This is a genomic window from Nisaea sp. (genome assembly GCF_039990255.1).
Taxonomy (GTDB): Bacteria; Pseudomonadota; Alphaproteobacteria; order Thalassobaculales; family Thalassobaculaceae; genus Nisaea.
Genome location: NZ_JBDXGG010000022.1, coordinates 225472 through 249924, shown reverse-complemented (window position 1 = coordinate 249924; position 24453 = coordinate 225472). Strand labels below are relative to the sequence as shown.

Genomic DNA, 24453 nt, shown 5'->3' with positions numbered 1-24453 from the left:
TTCTGGGGGTTCGGGATGACCTCTCCGGCCTCTTTTGCCAGCGGCCGCGTCCCCTAAAGGCCGGTCCGTTCCAAAAGAGAGAGCCAATTCTCCGCCGCAATCTTGCGGATCAGTGTTTCGCCATACCCTGCCTGCCGATATCTCTCTATCAGCCGAGGCATGCCAGCAACATCGCCGATCGCAGCGGGCACCGTACACCCATCAAAATCAGAGCCGAACGCAACACCGTCTTCCCCAAGCTTTTCCAACAGATGGTCCGTATGCGCGACGATCTGGTCCAGCCCCGTACGTTCATCCTTGGCGCCGTCTGGCCGCAAGAACCCGACATGGAAATTGATACCCACAAGCCCATGGCTTGCGCGGACCGCTTCCAATTGCTTGTCTGTCAGATTTCGCGGAGACTGGCAGATCGAATGCGCGTTCGAATGGGACGCAACTAAGGGCTTGGTCGAGAGTTTCGCAATATCCCAAAAGCCTTTTTCAGTGATATGCGAGAGATCCACCATGATCCCCATCATATTGCACGCGCGGATCAACTCCCTGCCCGCTTCCGTCAGCCCGCTTCCAGTATCCGGTGATCCTGGAAAATCCATCGGCACTCCATCAGCGAACGCATTTTTCCGACTCCAGACCGGACCGAGTGATCGTAATCCCACATGATAGAGTTCATCCAGGTTGGATAGATCAGGGCTGAGACATTCCACCCCCTCGATATGAAGGATGATCGCCAGCTTACCCTCCGCCATAGCCCGCCGGGCCTCGGTAGCCGAATGCGCGATAACAACTTCGCCGTCGGACAGACGCTCGATGGAGAGCGCCATGTCGATCATCTTACGGGTAAAGGGCTCCGCGTTTTCCTGCGACACTTGAGAGAAATTCGCCGGGTCGTCCGGAGACAGGTCCAGCGTTTCGTCATCCAGCAACCTGGATGGCGTGAACATAGCAAAAAGACCGCCGCAGAAGCCCCCCTTTCGGGCGCGGGGGAGATCTATATGGCCGGTTGAGCCTTCTTCGAAGAATCTCTCCGCCGTCCGTCCGCCGTCAGCCAGAACCAGGCGCAGCAGCGTATCATTGTGACCGTCGAAAACCGGAATAAGATCGGCAGGCATGTCGCTTCCTCAAGGGCAGGCGTGTTGAATAACCGTGTCGGCAGAATATTGCGGGCACCTTGTCCAGAGAATGGACGGCCGATCAGGTTCGCTAGATATGAGACAGCATAATCGCGTCCGAATGGATATTTTTCCAGTCGGTTTCAGCCAGAACAGTTCAAAGATTCTAAGGGAACGCCGTTATTCATCAGAAATTATCGTGAATTCGAAACGAAGTGACATCAGAAAGTCATGCAAAAGCAATTACTTCGTTACGCGACTCACCTAGAGAGAACGGGCGGCGCGGCAGCCGGCGGATGGCAACGGAAGTGCATGGCATACCAGCATACACACTATGCCTTTCGCCGCAGGACGGCTCCACTTGAGAGCCGTCCCCCGCCGCACCAATCCGATCTCTATCCGATAGCCGCTTGCTCTCTCCGCCGGTTCATCCGAGCAAAGAGTAGAACAGGAACACTCAGGGTCCCTCCGATGAGCGTCATGTGCAGATGCGACAATCCAGGAATCACATCCCCCGGAGCGGCGAAGAACAATCCGCCTACCAAAAGAAGCCCGCGTGCCGCCATCGGCAGCATCCCGGAACCGATCGTACCAAAGCCCGCGATATAGCCCTGCAAAGCACTACCGACGAGGTACACACCGAGCAGCGCGGTTGCCAGAACAACGATCACCTCCGCCGTATCGCCCTCACCGATCAAAGCCGGGTTGAGCACGAAGAAAAACGGCACGAAGTAGATGATGCTGCCAAGCCGCATGGCTTCGACACCGGCGGCAAGAGCGTTGGTGCGGGCCATGGTCGCCGCAGCAAAGGCACCGAGAGCCACCGGCGGCGTGATGTAGGACACCATGCCCCAATAGAGGATGAAGAGGTGCACGGCGAGTTCGTTCAGACCAGCCTTCACCAGAGCAGGCGCCAACACCACGGCGAGGAAGATGTAGCAAGCAGTCACCGTCATCCCCATACCGAAGATGAAGCTGGTGATTGCCCCCATGATCAACAGCATGAAAACGGAGCCACCGGCGATGAAGATCAGATCGTTTACCAAGGTCCCGGCAAGTCCGGTCGCCGAGAAAGCGCCAACAATCAGGCCAATACCAAGCAGCACCGCCACCAATTCGGTCAATCCGCGTCCGATGCTGTAGATCAGATTGAAGAAGCCCTTAACGTCGAACCTGTGCTTCTTCGAAATCTGATTGATTATCAGGAGCAGCGCTGTCGCATAGAACGGCGCCCAGGTTTCCTGCCGCAGGAACATCATCAGAAAGATCAGCAGGGCAAAGACAAAGAGATAGTACCAGCCCTCTTTCATGGTCTCCCAGATTGACGGCAACTGTTCGCGCGGAATGCCTTTCAGATTATGGCGGGCCGCATAGGCATCGATCTGGATAAACAGGCCGAAATAGTACAGCAGCGATGGAATTGCTGCGGCCGCCGCAATTTCGAGATAGGGCCGCCCCAGGAAGGACGCCATGACGAAGGCCGTGGTGCCCATGACCGGCGGCATCAAAACACCGCCAGTGGAGGCACAGGCTTCCGTGCCGGCCGCGTAGCGCGCCGGGAAGCCTGTCTTCTTCATCGCCGGGATCGAGATCGCGCCGGTTGTCAGCACATTCGAGATAACACTGCCGGAGAGCGAGCCCATGAAACCGGAAGCAAAGATGGCCACCTTCGCCGCACCGCCGCGCAGGTTGCCGACGAGCGCCAGAGCCAAGTTGTTAAAGAACGCGCCGCCGCCCGTATATTGCAGGGCCGCGCCGAAGATGATGAAGCCAATCACCAGATTGCCGAAGGCACGCATCGGAATGCCGAAAGAGCTCTCGGAAGAGATAATGTGATACGGTATCACGTCGACAAAAGGTTGCGAAAAGCCCGAAATTGGGCCCGGCATGATATCCGCGAAGGTCGGATAGAGCGAGAAGACAAATACGATCAGGAAGATCACCAAGCCACCGGCACGCCGGGTCGCCTCCATGATGAGTACCCAGAACAGAAAGGAAACCCAGCGCGCCGTTTCCGGCGGTGCATATTCCCATCCTTCTTCAAGGCTGAGGTCCGCCGTATAAGCGAAGTAACCGGAAACACCCGCAGCCAGCGCAGCCAGCCCCCAGTCATACCAGGCTACTGAGGTACCCGCCTCACCGCGCAGTGGGAACGAAAGGAATGTGAGCGATAGGAACAATCCCGCGAGCAGGAAAAGATAGCGGCCTTCCAGGATCACGACCCCGGCGAAGAACTGCAAGTTGAAGAGTTGATTGACGGACAGCAAAACAGCCGCCGCAGTGAAAAGAATAAAAACCCATTTTGCAACGCCGCTCAGCGCGCGTGTACGCTGCTTTCCTCCGGAATCGCCATCATTGTCGTTATCCATGCCGGACGACGGGGAAACTTGCTCACTCATGGGGAGCGCCTCAACTCAAAAATGCTGCATCAGAAATGGTCCGAGGACGACGCTTGACGCGCCGTCCCCTGACGTTGAAGGAAGAGTGTTGGACTTAGAATACTGCGTCGAGACCTGCAGCGTTCAGTGCCGCGTGACGAGCAGTGCGCCATTCGTTAGCCCAATCGTCTTCGGCAACATTCTTGGCGAGGAAATCAGCCCAAGCCTTCTGCAGAACGTCCTGACGCTTCAGAAGACCATTGTTGTGCGCCTCTTCGGCGTCACCCCACTTGCCAACCTCTTTGTAGAACTTGATGGCGCCGCTGTGGTACGGCACGACCCATTGCAAGTTCTGCTTTTCCAGCGCCCAGCCATTGATGCCCGGAGCCTTGCCAGCATAATCGTCAAACAGCTCAACCATCGCCTTTGTCATATTGTAGACGAGGTCTTCGTCCTGCTCCGGATAGGCCACGAGAACCGGGTACGGATACGCGGCAGTCGCAATCGGGCTTTCTTTCTTGATGGTGGCGCCGACGGTTGCGTTGGTCGGCTGGAAGAACGGCGCAATCTTGGTCATGCGCGTCCAGCCGTCCTTATCGCTCGCCGGAACCGGCGGCCACAACAAGCCCCGCGGGCTGGCTTCGAGTTCATACGCCTTGCCGGAGCTGGTCGACGCGAACGCCGCATCGACCTGACCGTTTACCATGCCAGCCCAGGACGCACCAAAACCGCCAAACTCGACCTTCTCGACGTCATCCCAGGTCAGACCGCCAAAGGCAAGAAAGGCCCCAGTGTTGACGTTCAGGGACGGCGAACCCTTGACCCAAGCTACGCGCTTGCCCTTCAGATCCTTGTATTCCTTGACACCGACGTCATTGGCAACGCCAACGGCAAGGCCGATAGCGCCGTTATTCATCATCAGCGCGCGGATAGGCTGCGGCCCCCAGCGCTTGGAGCCGAAGTCAAAGGCACCTTCCTGCGCCATGAAGCTGGCACCGACACCGGTCGCGGAAAACTGGACCTTCTTCTGGCGCAGCGGCTCGGTCCGGGAAACGTCGTTCTTGCCCGGCAGGACACGCAGGTTGACGCCGAGCTTGGTTTTCAGCGCGCCACCGATAGCGACAGACTGATTGTAGCCGGCGGTACCGGTGCCGTAGGCCGTCCAAGCCAACTGCTTCGGCAGCTTGGCATCGGCCATGGCCGTACCGGCAAAAGCGACGGTGAAAGCAGCTCCGGCGAGCGCAGCACGCCGGAATGAATGCAGAGTAATGCCCATAAAAATCCTCCTTTAGGCTCCCTGGCGGCCCGGTTTCGCGATGACTTGCGGTCCGGACCCCTTTGCAAAGTGCGACTTATTGATCGCGTCGTACTTTTGCGAAATTGCGTTTCGCAAACAAAATATCCGCAATTGGCAAGCGGTCAAGCGATTGCGTTAACGAAGCCCCAACATTCACGAACGAGACAGATCCAAGCACTGCATAATCGTGACCTCCCGGCCACTTCCGTTCAGTCCCAGGAAGGCTTAGAATCAGCGGAAAAAACATATTGGGAGGATCGAGCATGACATCCGAAACGGTTTATCCGCCAAAAATAGTAATTCGGGCCGGCACGATTGCGGACCTCAGAGCCGCACTCAGCGATGGCTGGAAGGATTTTCTGAGGGCACCTGGATTCGGATTGTTCTTCGGTGGTTTCTTCGCTCTCGGCGGCATAGCCATCCTGGCCATGACCTGGGCCTTGGGGCTGTCTTACCTTGCCTACCCTACCGCAGTGGGCTTTTCCCTGATCGGACCGTTTGCCGCCGTTGGGCTCTACGAAGTCAGCCGTCGGCTATCCGCGGGTCAGAAGCTGGAATGGAGAAACGTACTCGACGTCATCTTCGCCCAACGGCGGCGCGAGATCGGCTGGATGGCTTTCGTAACGATGTTCATGCTCATCATGTGGATGTATCAGGTCCGCGTTCTTCTCGCGATTTTTCTTGGCTTTCAATCATTTACAAGTTTCGACGGTTTCCTGACCGTGATCCTGACCACCTATGACGGCTTGGCCTTTCTTGTCCTCGGACACATATTCGGAGCGGTGCTTGCGTTGATCCTGTTTTCAGCCACAGTCATTTCATTCCCGCTGTTACTCGAGCAGGAACATGATTTCATCACCGCGATGATCACCAGTTTCAAAACCGTCACGATGAGTCCCATCATCATGATCGGCTGGGCCGCCGTCATCGGACTGACCCTCTATCTGTCGATGCTACCGGCTTTCCTTGGCCTGCTGGTCACACTACCGGTTCTCGGGCATGCGACCTGGCACTTGTACAAGAGGCTGATTTCTTTCGAGACTTAAGCGTTCTCAGCAAGATGCCGGTCGATCAGGAGCATCTCAGTATCGATCAGGTTCAGCAGTTCTTCCAGCGCGGCAGAACATGTCTCCGTGGATGACTCTGCATCCTTGAAACAGCTCTCAACCTGCTTCGACTGCTCGAAGATGTCATTTAGCCGTAAATTGCCCGCAACGCCCTTGAGCTGATGAGCGTAGCGACTTGCATTCTCGCTATCACCAGCATCGACATGTCCGGCAAAGACGGCACGCGCATCCGAGAAGCTGTCCCGGAACTGGCCAAGGAAACGGCCTACCATGGAGGCATCGCCGATCATCTCGGCCAGCGGCGCGTAGCGCTGTGCAAGATCGGCAGACGACAGCGCGCTTACATCGTTTTCTTTGATCACGGCACCCTCTTCCGAACTTGCCGGTTCGCCGGAATGCTCCTTCCCCAAGTCAGGAGCTGGCATCGAATCCACACCGCCAATGTTGCACCACTTCCAGAGCGCGGCGAACAGTTTCTTGTTTTCTATCGGCTTCGTGACATGGTCCTGCATACCAACGGAGAAGCACTTATCCCTTTCGTTAGCCATTGCATTGGCGGTCATTGCAATGATCGGCAAACTGTCGAATTCAGGCTCTTCCCGGATGATTTCCGTGGCCGCATATCCGTCCATGACAGGCATTTGGATATCCATCAAAACGGCATCAAACGCCTCATGCCCCCCCGATCTCAGAAGATTCAACGCTACCAGTCCATTCTCCGCTTGCGTGACTTTGATGCCAGCCTTGCCCAGTATTGCTAGCGCAACTTCCCGATTGATCTCATTGTCCTCAACCAACAAGATCCGAAGGCCCCTTAATTCTTCGGGGGGAACGGGCTGGCCGTTTTTCCCGGTTACGAAATCCGTTTCCCCGAAAAGCAGAGCTGCAGAATCGAACAGGACCGATGCATTTATCGGCTTTGTCATTACGCCCATAGCGCCAGCCTCACGTGCAGCACTTTTCAGAGCGTCAGTCTCATCCGCCGAAACAATCAGAATGCGCGGCTTATCTTCGCCATGCGATTTGGCAGCCTCGCAGATACTCTGGCACACCATCAGACCGTCAACATCAGGCATTTGGAAATCAATCAGATAGGCATCGAATGGCCCATCGACAGCCGCTGCGGCTATCGCTTCCGTCCCTCCTTCGACAACATCCGCATCGATGCCCATCCGGGACAGCATTTCCTTCATCAGAACCCGTGCCGTCTCACTATTATCAGCCACAAGAATGCGTTTTCCCTCGAGACTCTCAAACGCCTTGATCTGGTATGGAGTGGAAGCCGTTCCCATAGGGAGCTGTAATCTAAGGTGGAACGTACTGCCTTTACCTGGAATGCTCTCGACCCAGATTTCTCCGTCCAGGAGGTCTGCGAGCGATTTGCTGATAGAAAGGCCGAGTCCCGTGCCACCAAAACGCCGCGTGGTCGAAGGATCCCCCTGAGTGAAGGAATTGAAGATACTTGCGGCCTGCTGATCGGTCATCCCGAGACCAGTGTCCAGCACGGCGAAATGCAAAGTTGCATTGCCGCTGGCGATGGCTTCGGTTTCAACAGACAGGACAACCTCGCCCCGTTCGGTAAACTTCACGGCGTTGCTGAGGAAGTTCAAAAGTATCTGACCAATACGGACCGGGTCTCCTTTGAGATTCATCGGCGTGTCCGGATCGATATCGATACGGAACCCCAGACCTTTTTCAGCCGCCCGAGACGACATCACGTCACTCAGGCGCCGGAGTTCGATATTCAAGCCAAAATCAACGACCTCAAGGGTCATTTCACCGGCCTCGATTTTCGAGAAATCGAGAACGTCCTTGACGATGGACAGAAGGCTTTCGGATGACGCCTCGATCTTCTCCATATAATCGCGCTGTTTTTCATCAAGCGGCGTTTCGGCGAGTAAACGGCTCAACCCGATAACTCCGTTAAGGGGCGTTCGAAGCTCATGACTCATGTTCGCGAGAAACATCGACTTGGCGCTGGTCGCAATCTCAGCCACCTCGCGGGCGTGCCGCAGCTGGGCTTCCTGCTCCTTCAATTCGGAAATATCGATCCGCAGCCCGACTCGACCACCATCACTGGTCTTACTGTGGATGAAACGGGTCCACCCGCCCATGAATGGCCGATCATACCGCAAGATCTCCGGCGACCGGTACGAAGCCAATCTGGTCTCGATCCACTCTTCCTCGGCATCATCCGGAACGTCAAACAGCCCAGATTGGGCCGCCTTGCGCAATGCGTCCTGGTATCGGAGCCCCACTTTGCCCTCAACGCCAAACGCCTTAAGGTAAGCTGCGTAGTGCGAGTTGAACAGCACAAGGCGTTCATCCGAATCATACAGGCAGAAGCCGTCAGGCAGCGCTTCGATCGCCTCAATCAACTGCCTATGAGCCACCTCCGCCCGGCGCTCGGCCTGCTTCAGCTGTGAAATATCCAGGCCGAACCATGCGACAGCGTCATTAGAGAGCCTCTGCTGATGAACCATCATATGACGATCGCCCGACATCTCCAGATAATGAGAGTGTTCAGGCAACCTATACGTTTCAAGCCTCTGGACGATCCACTCTTCTTCCCGCCCGATCGCATCCATTACATGCCCTTGATAGGCAACGGCGCGAAGAACATCCTCGATTAAAACTCCCGGCACCAACAGAGATGCAAAACTCTTATTCAGATTGACATAAGCGTTATTGCAGAAGACGAGGCGTTCATCCGGCCCCCACAAGACAAAGGGCTCAGTTATCTGCTGGATGGCCTCTTTGAGAAGCCCCGCCTCACGGCGGACCATAATCTCGGCGGTAATATTCGATGCAAAGCCACTATAACCGACGAAATGTCCATCAGCATTGAAACGTGGAGCACCACTCGTCCGCATCCAGAGCTCGCCGTAAGAGGTCGGCCTGTGAAAGATAAAACTGTCAAATGGTCGCCTGGCGGCTAAATCGTCAAGATGAGCCTGCCAGATCTCTGGACGGACATATTGGCCACCGACTTCTACACGGGACTTTCCATAGTGCCATTCCGGCGGATTGCCAGCTAGCCGCTCCACAGAGCGCGACATATAGATGAAACGATGGTGTTCGTCCGTCTCCCAGAACCAGCCGTTCGAGACGTCAGCGAACGCCTCAAGACGCGCCCTCTCTCTATCAAGTTCGTCGCCTGCCAAGGAAGGGTCTTTCTCTCGAATATTTGCCAGTTCCGAGAAGCGAAAAATTCTTCAGCCAATTGGTATGCTCAATACCGAATGATCAGAACAAAACGGCTTCCAGCTCTGTCTGAAAGAATAAGTCGTCGTTCCTTAGCATCAGGTTAAATTCTGTGCCCCAGAAGCGACGACAGCTATTGTTTTACAGAGAGAACGGTTTGTTCAGGGACGAACCGTCGAAATCTATCCATCAAAGACAGATATTATAGTCCGGGCAATCAACAGCCCTTTGTAAAGATCGGGAGGATGCAATGATCAAAGGACTTCACCACAACGCCTACCGGTGCCGGGATTCTGAAGAAACCCGAGCTTTCTATGAGGACTTCCTGGGATTGCCGCTGGTCCATGCCTTCGAGATCAAGGAAACCAAGAGCGGACGGGCGACCGGCACGTTGCATTCTTTTTATCAGATGGATGACGGCTCGGCCCTTGCCTTCTTCGAAGCCCCCGACCGGCCTTTCGAGTTCAAGGAGCAGCATGATTTCGATCTGCACATCGCGCTGGAAGTCTCGCCAGACGATCTGAAAACAATGCACCAGAAGGGCAAGGACGCGGGAATCGATACCCGCGGCGTCGCCGACCACGGCTTCATCGATTCAATCTATTTCCGCGACCCGAACGGCTATGTAATTGAATTGACGGCCAAGCGCGAAGGCCATGACGAAGCAATGGCGAGCACGGAGCATGCTCATGCAACGTTGAAAGACTGGCAGGCCCAGAAGGCCTGAAACTCAGGTCAGCTCGATTTCTGCAGCGGGCATAACCGTCGCGGGTCCGACCGGAGACAAGAAGTCGGACCAGACCGTGTTGTGGTGCTCAATGATTTTCGTGGCCGAGAGATAAGGACGGTCAGCCGTGGTATGTCCGTCTGACGGAACAATTGTGTCATAGCATCTGGCGAGCGCAGATCTGACGGTCGTATCGACGCAAAAATCTGACGCACATCCTGTAACGATGACCTGTTTGACTTTTTCCCGCTCCAGCAGTGAGGCAAGCCCTGTGTCAAGAAACGCATCACAGGAAGCCTTCCGCACAAGAAGATCGGCTGAGTTTTGTTCCAGCTCCGGCAGAAGGTGCCATCCGGGTGCATCGGGGTGATGCGGGTCACCATTCGGACCATCGTGCTGCACAAAAATTACCGGCATGCCCTCGCTCGCACCTTCGCCGCCAGGCGATTGATCCGCTTAATTGTTCCAAGCGTGTCATGACGGGCGGAATATGGCGTGAAGCAGCCGAGTTGCATGTCAATGATGATCAATGCTGTGTTCATACTTGCCCCTTGATAACGATCCAGCTCACACCGCGCCGCAGTCTCTTAAACTCGCAACTTCAACGGAGGAATAACCCAACTCGGCGAGAATCTCATCCGTCGACGAGCCCAGCTCCGGGGGTGGCGCATCAACGCGCGGCGCCTCGCCATCGATTTTGACACCGGGAACGACAACGCTAACATCACGGCCAACGCCTGGAACCTGCTCAAAGGTTTCCACCTGTCCCCGATCAGCAACTTGCGGCACAGCGATAATCTCCGGAACAGTCAGCACGCGACCGGCAGGCACACCCGCCTCGTTGAGCAGAAGCTCCCATGTCGCCGCATCGTCTTGCAAAAGGGCTTCCGTCAGCAGCGCTGCCAGCGCCTTCCGATGCTCAAGACGGGCAGATCGGGTGGCGAAGCGCGTATCCGCAATAAGAGCCTCACGATCAACGATCCGGCAGACAGCTTCGAACTGCTCCTGTTTATTGGCCGCTATATTGAGCAAACCGTCACGCGTCTCGAACGTTCCTGACGGGCTGGACGTCACATTGTCATTGCCGACCGGTTGCGGCGGGACGCCGGCGATAAGAAAATTCGATACGGCCCAACCCATGGTCGCGAGGACGGATTCCAGCATCGCCACATCGATGAAACGAGGCTCCCTCCGGTCTTTCTCTGCCAGAGCCGCTGAGATCGCCATCGCCGCCGTCAACCCACCAATCGTATCCGCGACTGGAAAGCCGACCCGGTATGGCGCTGTTTCAGGCGCCCCGGTGATACTCATCACCCCGGAAAGACCTTGGATAATCTGGTCATAGGCTGGCAGGTCCTTCATCGGTCCGTCCTGGCCAAAGCCGGAGATCGCGCAATAGACCAGATCCGGTCGTGCTTCCTTCAATGCCTCGAAATCGAGACCGAGCCGCCGCATCACACCTGGACGAAAGTTCTCGACCAGTACATCCGCACCAGCCACAAGACGGCGAAACACAGCCTTTCCGTCATCCGACTTCAAATTGATCGTGATCGATCGCTTGCCAGCATTCTGCGCCAGAAACGAGACTCCCATCAGGGCTTCGTTAAGAGCCTTGTCGGCACCGAGCTGACGGGCAAGATCGCCGCTTCCCGGCACCTCAACCTTGATCACGTCGGCACCGAGATGAGCAAGCTGATGGCAGCAGAACGGTCCCGCCAGCACATTGGTCAGATCCAGGACCCGCCGGCCTGCCAAAGGCTTCGGTGATGTCATGCTCTCCGTCCCAATCGGATCACTGCGGTTACTTGGTACCGTACATCCGGTCCCCGGCATCGCCGAGACCGGGCATGATGTAGCCCTTCTCGTTCAGCTGCCTGTCGATGGAAGCGGTGAACACAGGTACGTCCGGCAATGCTTTCTGGAAGGTTTCGATGCCTTCCGGCGCCGCCAGCAAGCAGACGAACTTGATGTTCGTTGCACCTGCCGCCTTGAGCCGCTCGATGGCTGCTACAGCGGAGTTACCGGTCGCCAGCATCGGGTCAACGACGATGAAGAGCCGTTCGTCCCGATGTTCCGGCAACTTCATGTAGTACTCAACCGGCTCCAGCGTCTTCGGATCGCGATAGAGGCCGATATGTCCCACGCGTGCAGACGGCACTAATTCAAGCATACCGTCCAGCAATCCATTACCTGCGCGCAGGATCGAGACGAAGCAGAGCTTCTTCCCCTCAAGGCGCGGCGCCATCATGGTTTCCAGCGGGGTTTCGATCTCGATAGTCTCAACATCCAGGTCCCGCAGCACCTCATAGGCCAGAAGATGCGCGATTTCCTTCAGCAGATGCCTGAACTTGGAGGTGGCCGTGTCGGCCTTACGCATGATGGTCAGCTTGTGTTGGACGAGCGGATGATCAACGACGGTGACGGGATGTGCGCTCAAGGGTCTCTCCTCGCTTCCGGTTCCAGACCGGGAAATGTCAAATTTCGCCCAGTCATACGCCGTCATTCGAAAAGGGCAAGCCCGCTAGCGTCAAAATTCAGCTCTTCGTACGGTTCGCCAGCGCAATGCCGCCGAGGACAAGTACCAACGCTGCCGCGTGATACCAGGCGAAGACCTCGCCCAAAACCACCACGGCAAGTCCCGACGCGAAGATCGGGACCAAATTGACGAACACGCCAGCCCTCCCCGGCCCGATCAGATCGACACCACGCAAGAAGAAGATCTGCGCCAAGAAAGAAGGAAACAGCGTGACGAAAAGAACGATTCCCCAGCCTTTGAGCGTCGGCCACTGGAAATCTCCTGTATAGACTTCGACCGCCGCCAACGGCAGGGCGGTGACAAAAGCAGCTGCGGCCATGACAGTGAACATCGCGATGCCCGAAACATTCGGCCGCTTTCGCAGCGCGACTGTATATCCGGCATAGAGTGCACAAGCCATGAGCATCAACAGATCACCGTGGTTGAATTCCAGTGCGGCGAGACGTTCGAGCTCACCATGAGCGGCAATCAGAATGATACCGACCATGGTCAACAGAACTCCCGCCCCCTGAACCAGCGAGACCCGCGTCCCATAAGCAATCAATGCTCCGATCAATACGAAGACCGGAATGGAGCCCTGAAGGATGCCCATGTTGATCGCCACAGTGGAATGGGCAGCGACATAGAACAACCCGTTGAACATAGTGAAGCCGAGAGTACCCAGGGCGAACAGAAACCAGATTCGCTGGCGCAATACGGGCCATTCCGCCAGCACCTTTTTCCGAGAGACCACCCCCATCAAGATCACTACACCGGCCCAGCGCAAGACAACCAGCACCATCGGCGAAACTTCCCCGATTGCCAGCCGGCCCGCGACCGCGTTCCCACCCCACATCAATGTGGTGAGGGCGAGCAAAATATAAGCGTTCCCGTAGAAGGCGCCGCCAAGGCCGCCCGCTTTCGGACCGAACATAAGTAGGCTCCCGGATGAGTGGTCCGGACAGAATGCCGGATTGCGGCCAACATGATAAGAAACGAACTCTTGCGCAACCCGTTTATGTAATAAAATTACTCACGCGGCGCAGGACGATACTTCCGTCATGTAGACCTCCAGCGCATCGGCTTGATCCTTCGACAGTCGCAGCCCCAGCTTGCTACGCCGCCACAGGATATCCTCTGCCGTCACCGCCCATTCCCTGTTCATCAGGTAGCGCACTTCCGCTTCCATCAGACCACCACCAAAATCCCGGCCCAGATCCGATAGCGTCTTGGCGTCACCAAGAATGACTTCGGTTAAAGTCCCATACTGCCGTTCGATCCGAAGGGCCGTGCCGTCATCAAGAAACGGGTACTTTTGCTTCAAATCCTGGAGCCTGGCCGCGAAGTCCTGGACGGGGAAATCGCCGCCTGGCAACGGCTCGGACCCGCTCCATTCCGGCCCCTTGGAGCCTAGAGCGGCCTCAATCTTCTTCATCACGGAGTTGGCCAGCCGCCGGTACGTCGTCAGCTTACCGCCGAAGATGTTCACCAGCATGCCGTCGCAGGCCTCTCCCTCCTCGCGGAGGACATAGTCCCGCGTCGCTTCCTGGGCTTTTGAGGCACCGTCGTCAAACAGGGGACGCACGCCGGAATAGGTCCAGACAATATCCTCGACGACGACCTGCCGCTTGAAATACTCACCTGCGGCAGCGCAGAGGTAAGCGGACTCCTCCGGCGTGATCACCACCTTCGCCGGGTCGCCCTCATAGTCCCTGTCGGTGGTGCCGATCAGGGTGAAATCTCGCTCATAAGGTATGGCGAAGAAAATCCGACCATCGGAATTCTGGAAAATGTAGCTCCGGTCATGATCGTAGAGCTTGGGAACGACGATATGACTACCCTGCACTAGACGGACGTTCCGCGCGCCGTTGCGCCCGAAGGTTTCACCCAGCACCCGGTCAACCCATGGCCCCGCAGCATTAACGAGCAACCGCGCTTCGATATCCCGCTCGGCTCCAGTTTGGAGATCACGCAGCGTCACCCGCCAGTGCCCGTCCTCGCGCACAGCCTGCACCACTTGCGTTCGGGTGTGAATGTCCGCACCCCGATCTGCCGCATCACGGGCGTTCAGGACCACGAGACGGGCGTCGTCCACCCAGCAATCCGAATATTCGAACCCTTTCCTGAACCCCGTCTTGAGAGGCTCGCCCGCCTCATCCGAGGTCAGGTTCAGAACCCGTGTCGAAGGGAGCAGCTTACGGCCGCCGAGATGGTCGTAGAGAAACAGGCCAAGCCGCAGCAACCAAGCAGGGCGCAGGCCGGAATGGTGCGGCAGGACGAACCTCATGGGGCGCACGATATGCGGCGCCATGGCCCAGAGCACCTCGCGCTCCTCCAAGGATTCGCGAACCAGCCGGAACTCGTAATGCTCCAGATAGCGCAAGCCACCATGAATAAGTTTGGTCGACCAAGAAGAGGTTCCGCTGGCAAGGTCGGACATCTCGGCAAGGCAGACCGAATAGCCTCGTCCGACTGCATCCCGAGCGATGCCGCATCCATTGATACCGCCACCAATTACGGCGATGTCATACATTGGAGAATCCTTCTCAGCTTGGATCATTTTCGCTTGGCGCTCCGGGCGCGCTGGAGATTTTCACGCCGTGGAGCGTGCAAAGCTCCCGAACGCTTTCCGGTACATCTGCATCGGTCACCAGAACATCGATGTCACTGAGGTGCCCGATGCGGACTGGCGCGTTGCGATCAAATTTCATGTGGTCGGCGACAAGAATTGTCCGCCGTGCATGCTGGATAATTTCCTGCGCAACGCGGACTTCGCGGTAATCGTAATCGAGAATGGCGCCATCCTCGTCTATCGCAGAGGCTCCGATCACCGCATGATCGACCTTGAACTGGCGAATGAAATCAACGGTCGCCTCACCGACGATCCCGCCGTCCGTCCGACGGACCAGGCCACCAGCGATGATGACTTCCGTTGACGGCGACTCCCGCAGGATGTTCGCCACATTAATATTGTTCGTGATCACCATCAGACCTTCGCGCTCACGCAAAGCAAAGGCGACTTGCTCCGTGGTAGTCCCGATATTCAGAATCACGGAACTGTTGTCCGGGATCAGCGCTGCCGCAACCGCACCAATCCGGCGCTTTTCATCTGCTGCAAGCGATCGTCGAGCATCATATGCGTAATTGATCGCGCCCGATGGATAAACCGCGCCGCCATGCACCCGCTGCAGCAGGCCGGCGTCGCAGATCTCGTTCAAATCCTTGCGAATAGTCTGAGGAGTCACGTTAAACTGAAGCGCGAGATCATCAACCCCAACACGCCCGGACTGCCGGACCATCCTCAGGATATCGGTCTGCCGTGGCGAAACCGCATCCATCTCGCGTCCTTTCATTTATCTTCAATCGAAAAATTCAGCCGCTGGAATCACCGCCTGAATGTTCATATGAACACATACCAAGACGACTTCCGCGCCCAAAATCACCCTACATTCGTTTTCTTTCGATTTCTAGGGTCGCTTTGCATACAAAACCCACCATACAATTATGCGTACAACACGAAGTTTGAAAGCCAGTAAATATGCTAACCATCTAAATTAATTAATATTTTTATGCATCACCGATCCTGGAAAAGCACCGTCCCGCCCTTGCCCTTGGTGGCATTTTACAGGTATTCAACCAGCATCGCTTGACCTTCACTTTTTTTCGTTTGATAGTCATAAAAGCTTTCATGCTGGGAGGAAAATATGAAGAAGACACTGATGGCCGCGGTTGCGGTCACGGCTCTTCTCGCTGTGCCAAACGTCGCAAAGGCGGGCATGGCAGAAGCCGAAAAATGGATCGATAGCGAGTTTCAGCCTTCAACTCTCTCCAAGGACGCTCAGAAGTCCGAGATGGAGTGGTTCATCAAGGCTGCAGAACCGTTCGAGGGCATGGAAATCAATGTCCTGTCGGAGACCATCCCGACCCATGAATACGAATCCAAAACCCTGACCAAGGCATTTGAGGAAATCACCGGCATCAAGGTGAACCATCAGCTGCTTGGCGAAGGCGAAGTCGTTCAGGCCGTTCAGACGCAAATGCAGACGAACCGGAACCTCTACGATGCCTACATCAACGATTCCGATCTGATCGGCACCCACGCGCGCCTGCAGCTCGCGGTCAACCTCTCGGACTGGATGGCCGGCGAGGGCAAGGGCGTCACACTGCCGACACTCGACATAGACGATTTCATCGGCAAGTCCTTCACCACCGGCCCGGACGGCAAGCTCTACCAGCTCCCCGATCAGCAGTTCGCGAACCTCTACTGGTTCCGCTACGACTGGTTCAGCAAGCCGGAACTGAAAGCGCAGTTCAAGGACATGTACGGCTACGAGTTGGGCGTTCCGGTGAACTGGTCGGCCTATGAGGACATCGCCGAGTTCTTCACTGAGCATGTGAAGGAAATCGATGGCGTCCGCATCTATGGCCATATGGACTACGGAAAACGCGCGCCCGATCTTGGCTGGCGTATGACCGACGCTTGGCTCTCCATGGCCGGTGCCGGCTCAAAGGGTCTGCCGAACGGTCGGCCAATCGATGAGTGGGGTATCCGGATGGAAGCGGATTCCTGCAATCCGGCAGGCGCATCCATCTCCCGTGGCGGTGGAACAAACGGCCCGGCGGCTGTCTATGCCATCCGCAAATGGGATGAATGGCTCCGGAAATACGCACCTCCAGGTGCGGCCGACTACGACTTCTATCAGTCGCTGCCGGCTCTGAGCCAAGGCAATGTCGCCCAGCAGATCTTCTGGTACACTGCCTTCACAGCTTCAATGGTTGCGTCCAAGGCCGACGGCAACAACACCGTTGACGATAACGGCGTTCCGCTCTGGCGCATGGCTCCGTCCCCGCACGGTCCGTACTGGGAAGAAGGCCAGAAGCTCGGCTATCAGGATGCCGGTTCCTGGACCCTGTTCAAATCGACCCCGGTCGATCGCCGGAAAGCCGCCTGGCTCTACGCACAGTTTGTTGTCTCGAAGACCGTGTCTCTCAAGAAGAGCCATGTTGGTCTTACCATCATCCGGGACAGCGACATCAACGACGAATCCTTCACTGAACGGGCACCGAAGCTCGGCGGTCTGGTTGAGTTCTATCGTTCGCCCGACCGGGTGAACTGGTCCCCGACCGGCGTGAACGTGCCTGACTATCCGAAACTGGCCCAGCTCTGGTGGCAGCAAATCGGTGACGTCAATTCCGGCGCCTTCACCCCGCAGGAAGCCATGGATCGTCTCGCCAGCGAGATGGACCAGGTGATGGCCCGCATGGAACGTGCGGACAAGGCTAACAATACCTACGGTGGTTGCGGCCCGCGGCTGAACGACGAAAAAGATCCGTCCGAATGGCTTGGCAAGGGCGGTGCGAAAGCAGCACTCGCCAACGAAAAGCCGAAGGGCGAAACCGTTTCCTACGATGAGATGGTGAAACGCTGGTCTCAGAACTAGGTCAGTTCTCCCTGACTTGGAGACTTTACTCCTCCGGGGCCGTATCCCTCGATCCGGCCCCGGATTTTTTCTTCGGAACCCGAAAGGCAAAAACGCCACCGGTTTCGCAACGGGCCGAAAGGTTCCACGAGAACCTTTTCCAGCCTAGTATTCCACATATGCGGATTGTGCGGGACGGCCCGCGATGCGATCCGCCGACCTCTCGATAGGCCATGACACTCACACTCAAAGGCGTAACCAAGCGTGTCGGAAACGCGGTGCATATCCACCCGACCGACCTGACGTTCGAGCCAGGCAGTTTCAACATCTTGCTCGGCTCCACGCTCGCAGGCAAAACCACACTGATGCAGCTGATGGCGGGACTTGAACGTCCACTGGAAGGTGAGATCTGGTTCGATGGTCGTGACGTGACCGGCATGCCGGTGCAACAGCGCAACGTCTCGATGGTCTATCAGCAGTTCATCAATTACCCGAACTTCTCGGTCTACGAGAACATAGCGTCCCCGCTCCGGGTGGCGCGCGCGCCGGAAGAACTCATCCGCAAGCGGGTGGGCGAAATGGCTGAGCTGCTGCGCCTGACCCCGATGCTTGACCGTCTGCCTGGCGCCCTTTCCGGCGGCCAGCAGCAGCGCACGGCGATCGCCCGCGCGCTCGTCAAGGATGCGGATCTTGTGCTGCTTGACGAGCCGTTGGCGAACCTTGACTTTAAATTGCGAGAGGAGCTCCGGGACGAGTTGCCGCGCCTGTTCGCCGACCGTAACTGCATCGTTGTCTACGCGACTACAGAGCCAACAGAGGCCCTGCTTTTCGGCGGCAACACAGCGACCCTGTTCGAAGGTGCCGTAACGCAGTTCGGTCCAACGCGGGAAATCTACCGCAAGCCGAACAGCCTGCTCAGCGCCCAGGTCTTTTCCGATCCCCCGATCAACGTGCTGGCCTGCGAAAAACACGGCGATCACTTCACCGATGCGGAAGGCGCGCGCTGGGCAATCAATAGCGCGACAGCTTCCCTGTCGGACGGCAAGTATACGCTTGGTATCCGCCCGCATTTCGTATCCCCCGCCGCAACTGGCGCAGATCCGGTGCCGGTCTCCGGCCATGTGATGGTGACAGAACTCAGTGGTTCCGAAAGCATCATTCATTTCGCCAAGGGCGGTAAAACCTGGGTCTCCCAGTCTCACGGAATTCACGCTTTCGAGGTCGGCGCCGAAGCCCAGCTTCATGCCGATTTCGCGCAGGCTATGTATTTTGCCCCGGACGGTACGCTTGTCGCCTCCGCCGCGGCGCAAAGCTAGGAGACAGGCGATGGCGAAAATCACCCTCGACGATCTCCGGCACGCGTATGCTCCAGATCCGGAAAGACCCGAAGACTATGCGCTGCAGCAACTTGATGTCACCTTCGAGAATGGCGGCGCCTACGCCCTGCTCGGCCCGTCCGGCTGCGGTAAGACCACGCTGCTGAACATCATCTCCGGCCTGCTGACACCGAGCCATGGCAAGGTGCTTTTCGACGGCAAGGACGTCACCGAGCTTGCCCCGGATGAACGCCACATCGCCCAGGTGTTCCAGTTCCCGGTCGTCTACGACACCATGACCGTCTACGACAATCTGGCCTTCCCCCTGCGCAATCGCGGCGTTACAGAAGCCGACGTCGACAAGAAGGTGCGCGAGATAGCGGCCATGATCGATCTGGAAGACACGCTGATGAACCGTGCCTCCGGCCTGACGGCCGACGGCAAGCAAAAGATCTCTCTCGGCCGCGGCCTCGTCCGCTCGGATGTGAATGTGATCATGTTCGACGAGCCACTGACGGTGATCGACCCGCATCTGAAGTGGCAGCTTCGCTCCAAACTGAAGGAGCTGCACCAGCGGGTGAACCGAACCATGATCTACGTGACCCACGACCAGACCGAAGCCCTGACCTTCGCCGACAAGGTGGTGGTTATGAATGTCGGTCAGGTTGTGCAGATCGGCACGCCGGTCGAGTTGTTCGAGACACCGGGCCATGAGTTCGTCGGTCATTTCATCGGCTCGCCTGGCATGAATATCCTCGATTGTGAGGTGAAGGGCGGTCAGGCCTTCCTGCATGGACAGCCGGTCCAGACAAGTAATGCTGCGGCTGTGAAAGACGGAGCAGAAGGATCGCTCCGGCTCGGTATCCGGCCCGAGTTCGTCACACTCTCCGAGAAAGACGGTATCGCGGCTGATGTGGTCAAGGTCAGCGACAGCGGACGTTACCAGATCGTGGAGACACGGGTTGGCGACGTGCCGGTGAAACTGCTGGTCAATGAAGGGATCGAAATTCCCACCGGCAGGACAGCGCTTTCCTTCCGGGCGGACCGGACGCGGGTCTATCGCGACGGCTGGCTGGTAGCCTGAGGAGGAGGAACATGAACAAGTTGCAGAACAACAAGGCCTGGCTCTTCGTCCTCCCGGTATTCGCGCTGGTTGCCTTTAACGCGATCATCCCGCTGATGACCGTGGTCAATTATTCGATGCAGGAGACTTTCGGGAACAACGAGTTCTTCTGGGCCGGTGTGATCTGGTTCCAGGACATCCTGCAATCCGAGCGTTTCCATGCCAGTCTTGGCAGGCAGGCGATGTTCACCGCCAGCATCCTCGCCATCGAGATGCCGCTCGGCATCGCCATCGCCCTTTGCATGCCGCGCAAGGGTCCCTGGGTGTCTGTCTGTCTGGTATTGATGGCCCTGCCGCTCCTGATCCCCTGGAACGTGGTCGGCGCGATGTGGAATATTTTTGCCCTGCCGGATATCGGCTTCCTCGGATATGTACTGAACGCCATCGGGTTCGATTTCAATTTCACCCGCCAGCCGGGCGATGCCTGGTTCACCCTGATCCTGATGGATGTCTGGCACTGGACCTCGCTTGTCGTGCTACTGGCGTACGCTGGCCTAAGCTCAATCCCCGATGCCTATTACCAGGCCGCCAAGATCGACGGTGCGGGAAGCTGGGCGATTTTCCGGTTCATCCAGCTACCGAAACTGAAGCGGGTGCTGACCATCGCATTCCTGCTCCGCTTCATGGACAGCTTCATGATCTATACGGAGCCGTTCGTGTTGACCGGTGGCGGGCCCGGCAACTCGACCACCTTACTCTCGATCGATCTGGTGAAAATCGCGCTCGGTCAGTTCGACCTCGGCCCGGCGGCTGCGATGTCGCTGATCTACTTCCTGATTATCCTAGCGCTGAGCTGGGTCTTCTACACCGTAATGATGCGGAACGAGGAACAGTGACATGAATGTCAAGAAAACCGCTGGCTGGCTGGTGCCGAGCCTCTACATCCTGTTCCTGATGCTGCCGATCTACTGGCTGATCAATATGTCGTTCAAGACCACGAACGAGATCCTCGGCAGTTTCACGCTCTATCCGCAGGAATTCACGCTCGATAACTACATCACCATCTTCACGGACCCGACCTGGTACATGGGTTATGTGAATTCAATCTCGTATGTGACTCTGAACACCGCGATCTCGGTCGCGGTGGCGCTGCCCGCCGCCTACGCCTTCTCGCGCTACCGCTTCATCGGTGACAAGCACCTGTTCTTCTGGCTTCTCACCAACCGGATGGCGCCCCCGGCAGTCTTCGCCCTGCCCTTCTTTCAGCTCTATTCTGCGGTCGGCCTGTTCGACACACATATCGCCGTGGCGTTGGCGCATACCTTGTTCAATATCCCGCTTGCAGTCTGGATCCTAGAAGGTTTCATGTCCGGCGTGCCGCGTGAGCTGGACGAGACGGCTTACGTGGACGGGCATTCCTTCTGGAGCTTCTTCCTGAAGATCTTTGTGCCGACCATTGCCGCCGGTATCGGCGTCGCCTGCTTCTTCTGCTTCATGTTCTCCTGGGTAGAGTTACTGCTGGCCAAAACCCTGACGGCCGTCGATGCGAAACCCATCGCGGCAACCATGACCAAGACAGCAAGTTCGTCCGGCTATGAGCTTGGGCTATTGGCGGCAGCGGGCACGCTGACCATCATCCCCGGCGCCTTCGTGATCTATTTCGTGCGGAACTATATCGCCAAGGGCTTCGCCCTCGGGCGAGTCTAGGAAGGAGACAGCTTATGGGACTCAGCTGGATGGCCTGGACGTGGCCCACCGCCACCTTCTTCATTTTTATAGCCTGCTGCCTCGGCACCATGACAATGCTGGAACTACGCAACCCCGGCGGCGCCCCGCGCGACGGCGTGCTCGGACTGACAACCACACGGGGCGACCGGCTGTTCGTCTGGCTGCTCGGGAGTGCGTTTATCTTCCTGGCATGGCTCGGGCTGGTCGGCACCGTGCTCTGGTGGCCACTCGGGATCGCGATTGTCTATGGCGTGCTGGTGTTCAGGTACGTCTGAGAATCGCGCCAAGCGCTGGACCTGGTCCTATATCGTCATCCCCATGCAAATAGGCATCCAGTGAAGACGGATAGCGATTTACGGCCCCTGGGTTTCAGCGTGCGCGGGAATGACAAGTGGATGGTCGGCGATGAAAGCGATCACCAGTTCGCCAATACGTTCCGGCTGGTCTTCCATGGCGAAATGACCGCATTCCGGAAGCACATGGAGGCACGAGCCCGGAATGGCCGCGTGCAGCTTGTGAGCCCAGTCCACCACCTGCCAGCAGTCATCCGCGCCCCAGAGTATCTGCACCGGAATCCTGCCAAGTTCGAAGAGCCGGTCTGTTATGCCAGAAGTATGCTTGTGGTCGTAATGGGCCACCTGATGCTGAAATAGACTGGCCTGCCCGACCGGACCGGTAATCAGATCGAGATAGATATCGAGCGCTCCGGCCGCGAGCCGTTCCTTATGAACGACCGTGCTCAACAGCCATTCCCGAAAATGCTCCCGGTGCTCGACATCCGGTTTCTTGATCAGGGCATCGACCCCCGCCTTCATCTGCTCATTGGTCCGGCGGGAAGGCCAGCTATCAAAGCTCACACTGTCGATCAGGGTGAGCGTCCGCGCCCGCTCCGGATGAAATATGCAGAAGCGCTGGGCCACAGCGCCCCCAATATCATGGGCGACGATATGTGCGCTCTTGAGCCCCCAATGATCCATCAGGCTTTCCAGGACCGGAACCTGTCCGGAAACAGAAGTGTCCACAGCAGGATCGAGCGGACGTTCGGAGGCGCCATAACCGAGCAGATCAAACAGGTGCACCCGGTATCCTGCCTCGATCAGGCGAGGCGTCACATTCCGCCAGATGTAGGAAGAGGACGGCGTGCCATGAATGAGCACCACCGGCTTGCCCGAACCGAAGGCCGCGTAGGCGATGCGGCACCCGCCGATCAGAACGTTCTCGTCAGCAAGCGTGGACATGAAAAGACTCACTGAAAATGAGGAAACAGGTAAAGAAATATCACCCCATCAGTTTCTCGTCGAACGGGCAGTTCGTCAAATCCTCGTAGCCGTTCTCAGTGATGAGTACCTGATTCTCCAGCTTGATCCCGTCCGGTGCGCCGACGGCGCCTAGATAAACCTCGACGCAGAGCATCATTCCTGACTCCAGTACACCGTCATATCCCTTAGTCTCCAGATCCTCCGGATAGGGAATAGCCGGCCATTCGTCGCAGAGCCCGACCCCATGGAACTTCGAGCCATAGCGCTGGGCTATAAATTCCTCCGGCAGCAGGTGGCCGCCAAGGGAAAGTTCCCGAAAGCTCACTCCCGGCTTCAAGAGTTCCCGATTGGTCATGATGTGCTCAACAGCGATGGCGTGAAGCCGCTTCTGCTCCTCCGTCGGCTGACCGTCGCCGATGAACCAGGAACGAGAGATATCAGCACACATGCCGTAGCAGCCGATTAGATCGCTGTCCCAGCTGACCAACTCATTATTGCCGATGACGCGAGGGCCGCATTCCCTGAACCACGGATTGGTGCGTGGACCAGAGGAAAGGATGCGGGTCTCGATCCATTCCCCGCCGCGGCGGATATTCTCTTTATGCAGTTCAGCCCAGAGATCATTCTCCGTCATCCCCGGCCGAGCCGCAGCCCGCATTTCGGCGATGGACTGTTCACAGGCATGCATAGCACACCGCATGGCTTTGATTTCTTCCGCGCCCTTCACCGCGCGGGTCCGCTCCGTCACTTCTTCGCCATCCATCACTTCGATACCAAGATGGTCGAGAGCGCGGAGTCCTGCGATTTGAATTTTGTCGACCGCAAGCCGGCGGTTGCCCGGTGTGTGTTCCCGCAGCAAATCGTCGATCTGCTCGGCGAAGAGATCAGCTTTCTCCTCTGTCCGGTCACCGGTCGAGAAATAGAAGAAGGAAGCGCCCTTCCGGACCTCCCGCACCAATGGATTGAACGCGGAGAGGTGGTCGAGGCCGCCATATTCCCAAAGAACCATATGCCCGTCCGCGAGCAGCAGGCAGGCCCGAAACGGATTGTGCGACGCCCAGAGCTGCATGTTCGTCGTGTCCGTGGCATAGCGGATAGAGAGCGGGTCGTACATCAAGAGGCCGGCATAATCCCGCGCCACGACGGCATCGGTCAGCCGTTGCCAGCGCTGTAGCCGCATTGCCTGCAGGTCGGGGCAATCTAGCCCCGCCGCCTGCCATTCCGAATAAGCAAGCGCGGTTGGGCCAATCTCGGTTCGATCATTATCGTCCGGAGTGTTGTCGGGGCGAAGAGCGTGACGGCTTCCGGGACGCCGCGCGGGGTTGATCTTAGGAACCGAGACTGAGAATTGTATGGCCATCGCCGCCTCC

Annotated in this window: 20 protein-coding genes; 8 read left to right on the top strand and 12 right to left on the bottom strand. The window is 57.3% G+C overall.

The features are described 5' to 3' along the window. Window positions 1-53 precede the first annotated feature (53 nt). The 3 genes from ABJ076_RS20485 to ABJ076_RS20475 all read right to left on the bottom strand — a co-directional run bounded on the left by ABJ076_RS20485 (window position 54) and on the right by ABJ076_RS20475 (window position 4763). Window positions 54-1109, bottom strand: a complete 1056-nt coding sequence (locus ABJ076_RS20485; RefSeq protein WP_348193218.1) for a dipeptidase — start codon at window positions 1107-1109, stop codon at window positions 54-56. 395 nt (window positions 1110-1504) lie between these two features. Then, window positions 1505-3508 (bottom strand): TRAP transporter fused permease subunit, encoded by a 2004-nt coding sequence (locus ABJ076_RS20480; protein WP_348193215.1) that lies wholly within the window; start codon window positions 3506-3508, stop codon window positions 1505-1507. Window positions 3509-3602: 94 nt separating this feature from the next. Next, on the bottom strand, window positions 3603-4763 hold the full coding sequence (locus ABJ076_RS20475) for a TAXI family TRAP transporter solute-binding subunit (protein ID WP_348193212.1): 1161 nt from the start codon (window positions 4761-4763) through the stop codon (window positions 3603-3605). A 284-nt stretch (window positions 4764-5047) separates the two neighbouring features. On the opposite strand from ABJ076_RS20475, the gene ABJ076_RS20470 reads away from it, so the two are divergent. After that, a complete protein-coding gene (locus ABJ076_RS20470) occupies window positions 5048-5830 on the top strand; it encodes a DUF2189 domain-containing protein (RefSeq protein WP_348193209.1) in 783 nt (260 codons plus the stop codon). Here the strand turns inward: ABJ076_RS20470 and ABJ076_RS20465 are convergent. Then, window positions 5827-9015 (bottom strand): response regulator, encoded by a 3189-nt coding sequence (locus ABJ076_RS20465; protein ID WP_348193207.1) that lies wholly within the window; start codon window positions 9013-9015, stop codon window positions 5827-5829. The two genes, ABJ076_RS20470 and ABJ076_RS20465, sit on opposite strands and share 4 nt — an antisense overlap. A gap of 290 nt (window positions 9016-9305) precedes the next feature. On the opposite strand from ABJ076_RS20465, the gene ABJ076_RS20460 reads away from it, so the two are divergent. Next, window positions 9306-9782, top strand: coding sequence for a VOC family protein (locus ABJ076_RS20460; RefSeq protein ID WP_348193204.1), 477 nt, complete (start codon window positions 9306-9308; stop codon window positions 9780-9782). Window positions 9783-9785: 3 nt separating this feature from the next. On the opposite strand, the gene ABJ076_RS20455 is transcribed toward ABJ076_RS20460, so the two are convergent. From ABJ076_RS20455 to ABJ076_RS20430, 6 genes are all read right to left on the bottom strand, one after another. Continuing rightward, entirely contained in the window at window positions 9786-10199 is a 414-nt protein-coding gene (locus ABJ076_RS20455; protein WP_348193201.1) for an isochorismatase family protein, read from the bottom strand. Between the two features lie 150 nt (window positions 10200-10349). Beyond that, window positions 10350-11555: a CaiB/BaiF CoA-transferase family protein gene (locus ABJ076_RS20450; RefSeq protein WP_348193198.1), complete on the bottom strand. Its 1206-nt coding sequence runs from the start codon at window positions 11553-11555 to the stop codon at window positions 10350-10352. 28 nt (window positions 11556-11583) lie between these two features. Beyond that, on the bottom strand, window positions 11584-12219 hold the full coding sequence (gene upp, locus ABJ076_RS20445) for a uracil phosphoribosyltransferase (RefSeq protein WP_348193195.1): 636 nt from the start codon (window positions 12217-12219) through the stop codon (window positions 11584-11586). Between the two features lie 97 nt (window positions 12220-12316). Continuing rightward, window positions 12317-13231 carry a DMT family transporter gene (locus ABJ076_RS20440; protein ID WP_348193192.1) on the bottom strand — a complete coding sequence of 305 codons (915 nt, stop codon included), beginning with the start codon at window positions 13229-13231 and terminating at the stop codon, window positions 12317-12319. Between the two features lie 99 nt (window positions 13232-13330). Continuing rightward, window positions 13331-14830, bottom strand: a complete 1500-nt coding sequence (glpD, locus tag ABJ076_RS20435; protein ID WP_348193189.1) for a glycerol-3-phosphate dehydrogenase — start codon at window positions 14828-14830, stop codon at window positions 13331-13333. Window positions 14831-14843: 13 nt separating this feature from the next. Next, window positions 14844-15635, bottom strand: coding sequence for a DeoR/GlpR family DNA-binding transcription regulator (locus tag ABJ076_RS20430; protein ID WP_348193510.1), 792 nt, complete (start codon window positions 15633-15635; stop codon window positions 14844-14846). Between the two features lie 366 nt (window positions 15636-16001). Between ABJ076_RS20430 and ABJ076_RS20425 the strand changes: the two genes are divergently transcribed. The 6 genes from ABJ076_RS20425 (at window position 16002) to ABJ076_RS20400 (ending at window position 22099) form a co-directional block, all read left to right on the top strand. After that, the gene (locus tag ABJ076_RS20425; RefSeq protein WP_348193186.1) at window positions 16002-17738 is read left to right on the top strand and encodes an ABC transporter substrate-binding protein; all 1737 of its coding nucleotides are present in this window, start codon (window positions 16002-16004) and stop codon (window positions 17736-17738) included. 212 nt (window positions 17739-17950) lie between these two features. Then, complete coding sequence (locus ABJ076_RS20420) at window positions 17951-19033, top strand: ABC transporter ATP-binding protein (protein WP_348193183.1); 1083 nt, start codon at window positions 17951-17953, stop codon at window positions 19031-19033. Between the two features lie 10 nt (window positions 19034-19043). Then, window positions 19044-20117, top strand: a complete 1074-nt coding sequence (locus ABJ076_RS20415) for an ABC transporter ATP-binding protein (RefSeq protein ID WP_348193180.1) — start codon at window positions 19044-19046, stop codon at window positions 20115-20117. An 11-nt stretch (window positions 20118-20128) separates the two neighbouring features. Beyond that, the gene (locus ABJ076_RS20410) at window positions 20129-20992 is read left to right on the top strand and encodes a sugar ABC transporter permease (protein ID WP_348193177.1); all 864 of its coding nucleotides are present in this window, start codon (window positions 20129-20131) and stop codon (window positions 20990-20992) included. A gap of 1 nt (window position 20993) precedes the next feature. After that, window positions 20994-21803 carry a carbohydrate ABC transporter permease gene (locus tag ABJ076_RS20405; RefSeq protein ID WP_348193174.1) on the top strand — a complete coding sequence of 270 codons (810 nt, stop codon included), beginning with the start codon at window positions 20994-20996 and terminating at the stop codon, window positions 21801-21803. A gap of 14 nt (window positions 21804-21817) precedes the next feature. After that, window positions 21818-22099, top strand: coding sequence for a DUF2160 domain-containing protein (locus ABJ076_RS20400; RefSeq protein WP_348193171.1), 282 nt, complete (start codon window positions 21818-21820; stop codon window positions 22097-22099). A 78-nt stretch (window positions 22100-22177) separates the two neighbouring features. On the opposite strand, the gene ABJ076_RS20395 is transcribed toward ABJ076_RS20400, so the two are convergent. Both ABJ076_RS20395 and dddP read right to left on the bottom strand, forming a co-directional pair. Further along, window positions 22178-23062, bottom strand: coding sequence for an alpha/beta hydrolase (locus ABJ076_RS20395; protein WP_348193168.1), 885 nt, complete (start codon window positions 23060-23062; stop codon window positions 22178-22180). Between the two features lie 40 nt (window positions 23063-23102). After that, window positions 23103-24443, bottom strand: a complete 1341-nt coding sequence (gene dddP, locus ABJ076_RS20390; RefSeq protein WP_348193165.1) for a dimethylsulfonioproprionate lyase DddP — start codon at window positions 24441-24443, stop codon at window positions 23103-23105. Window positions 24444-24453 lie beyond the last annotated feature (10 nt).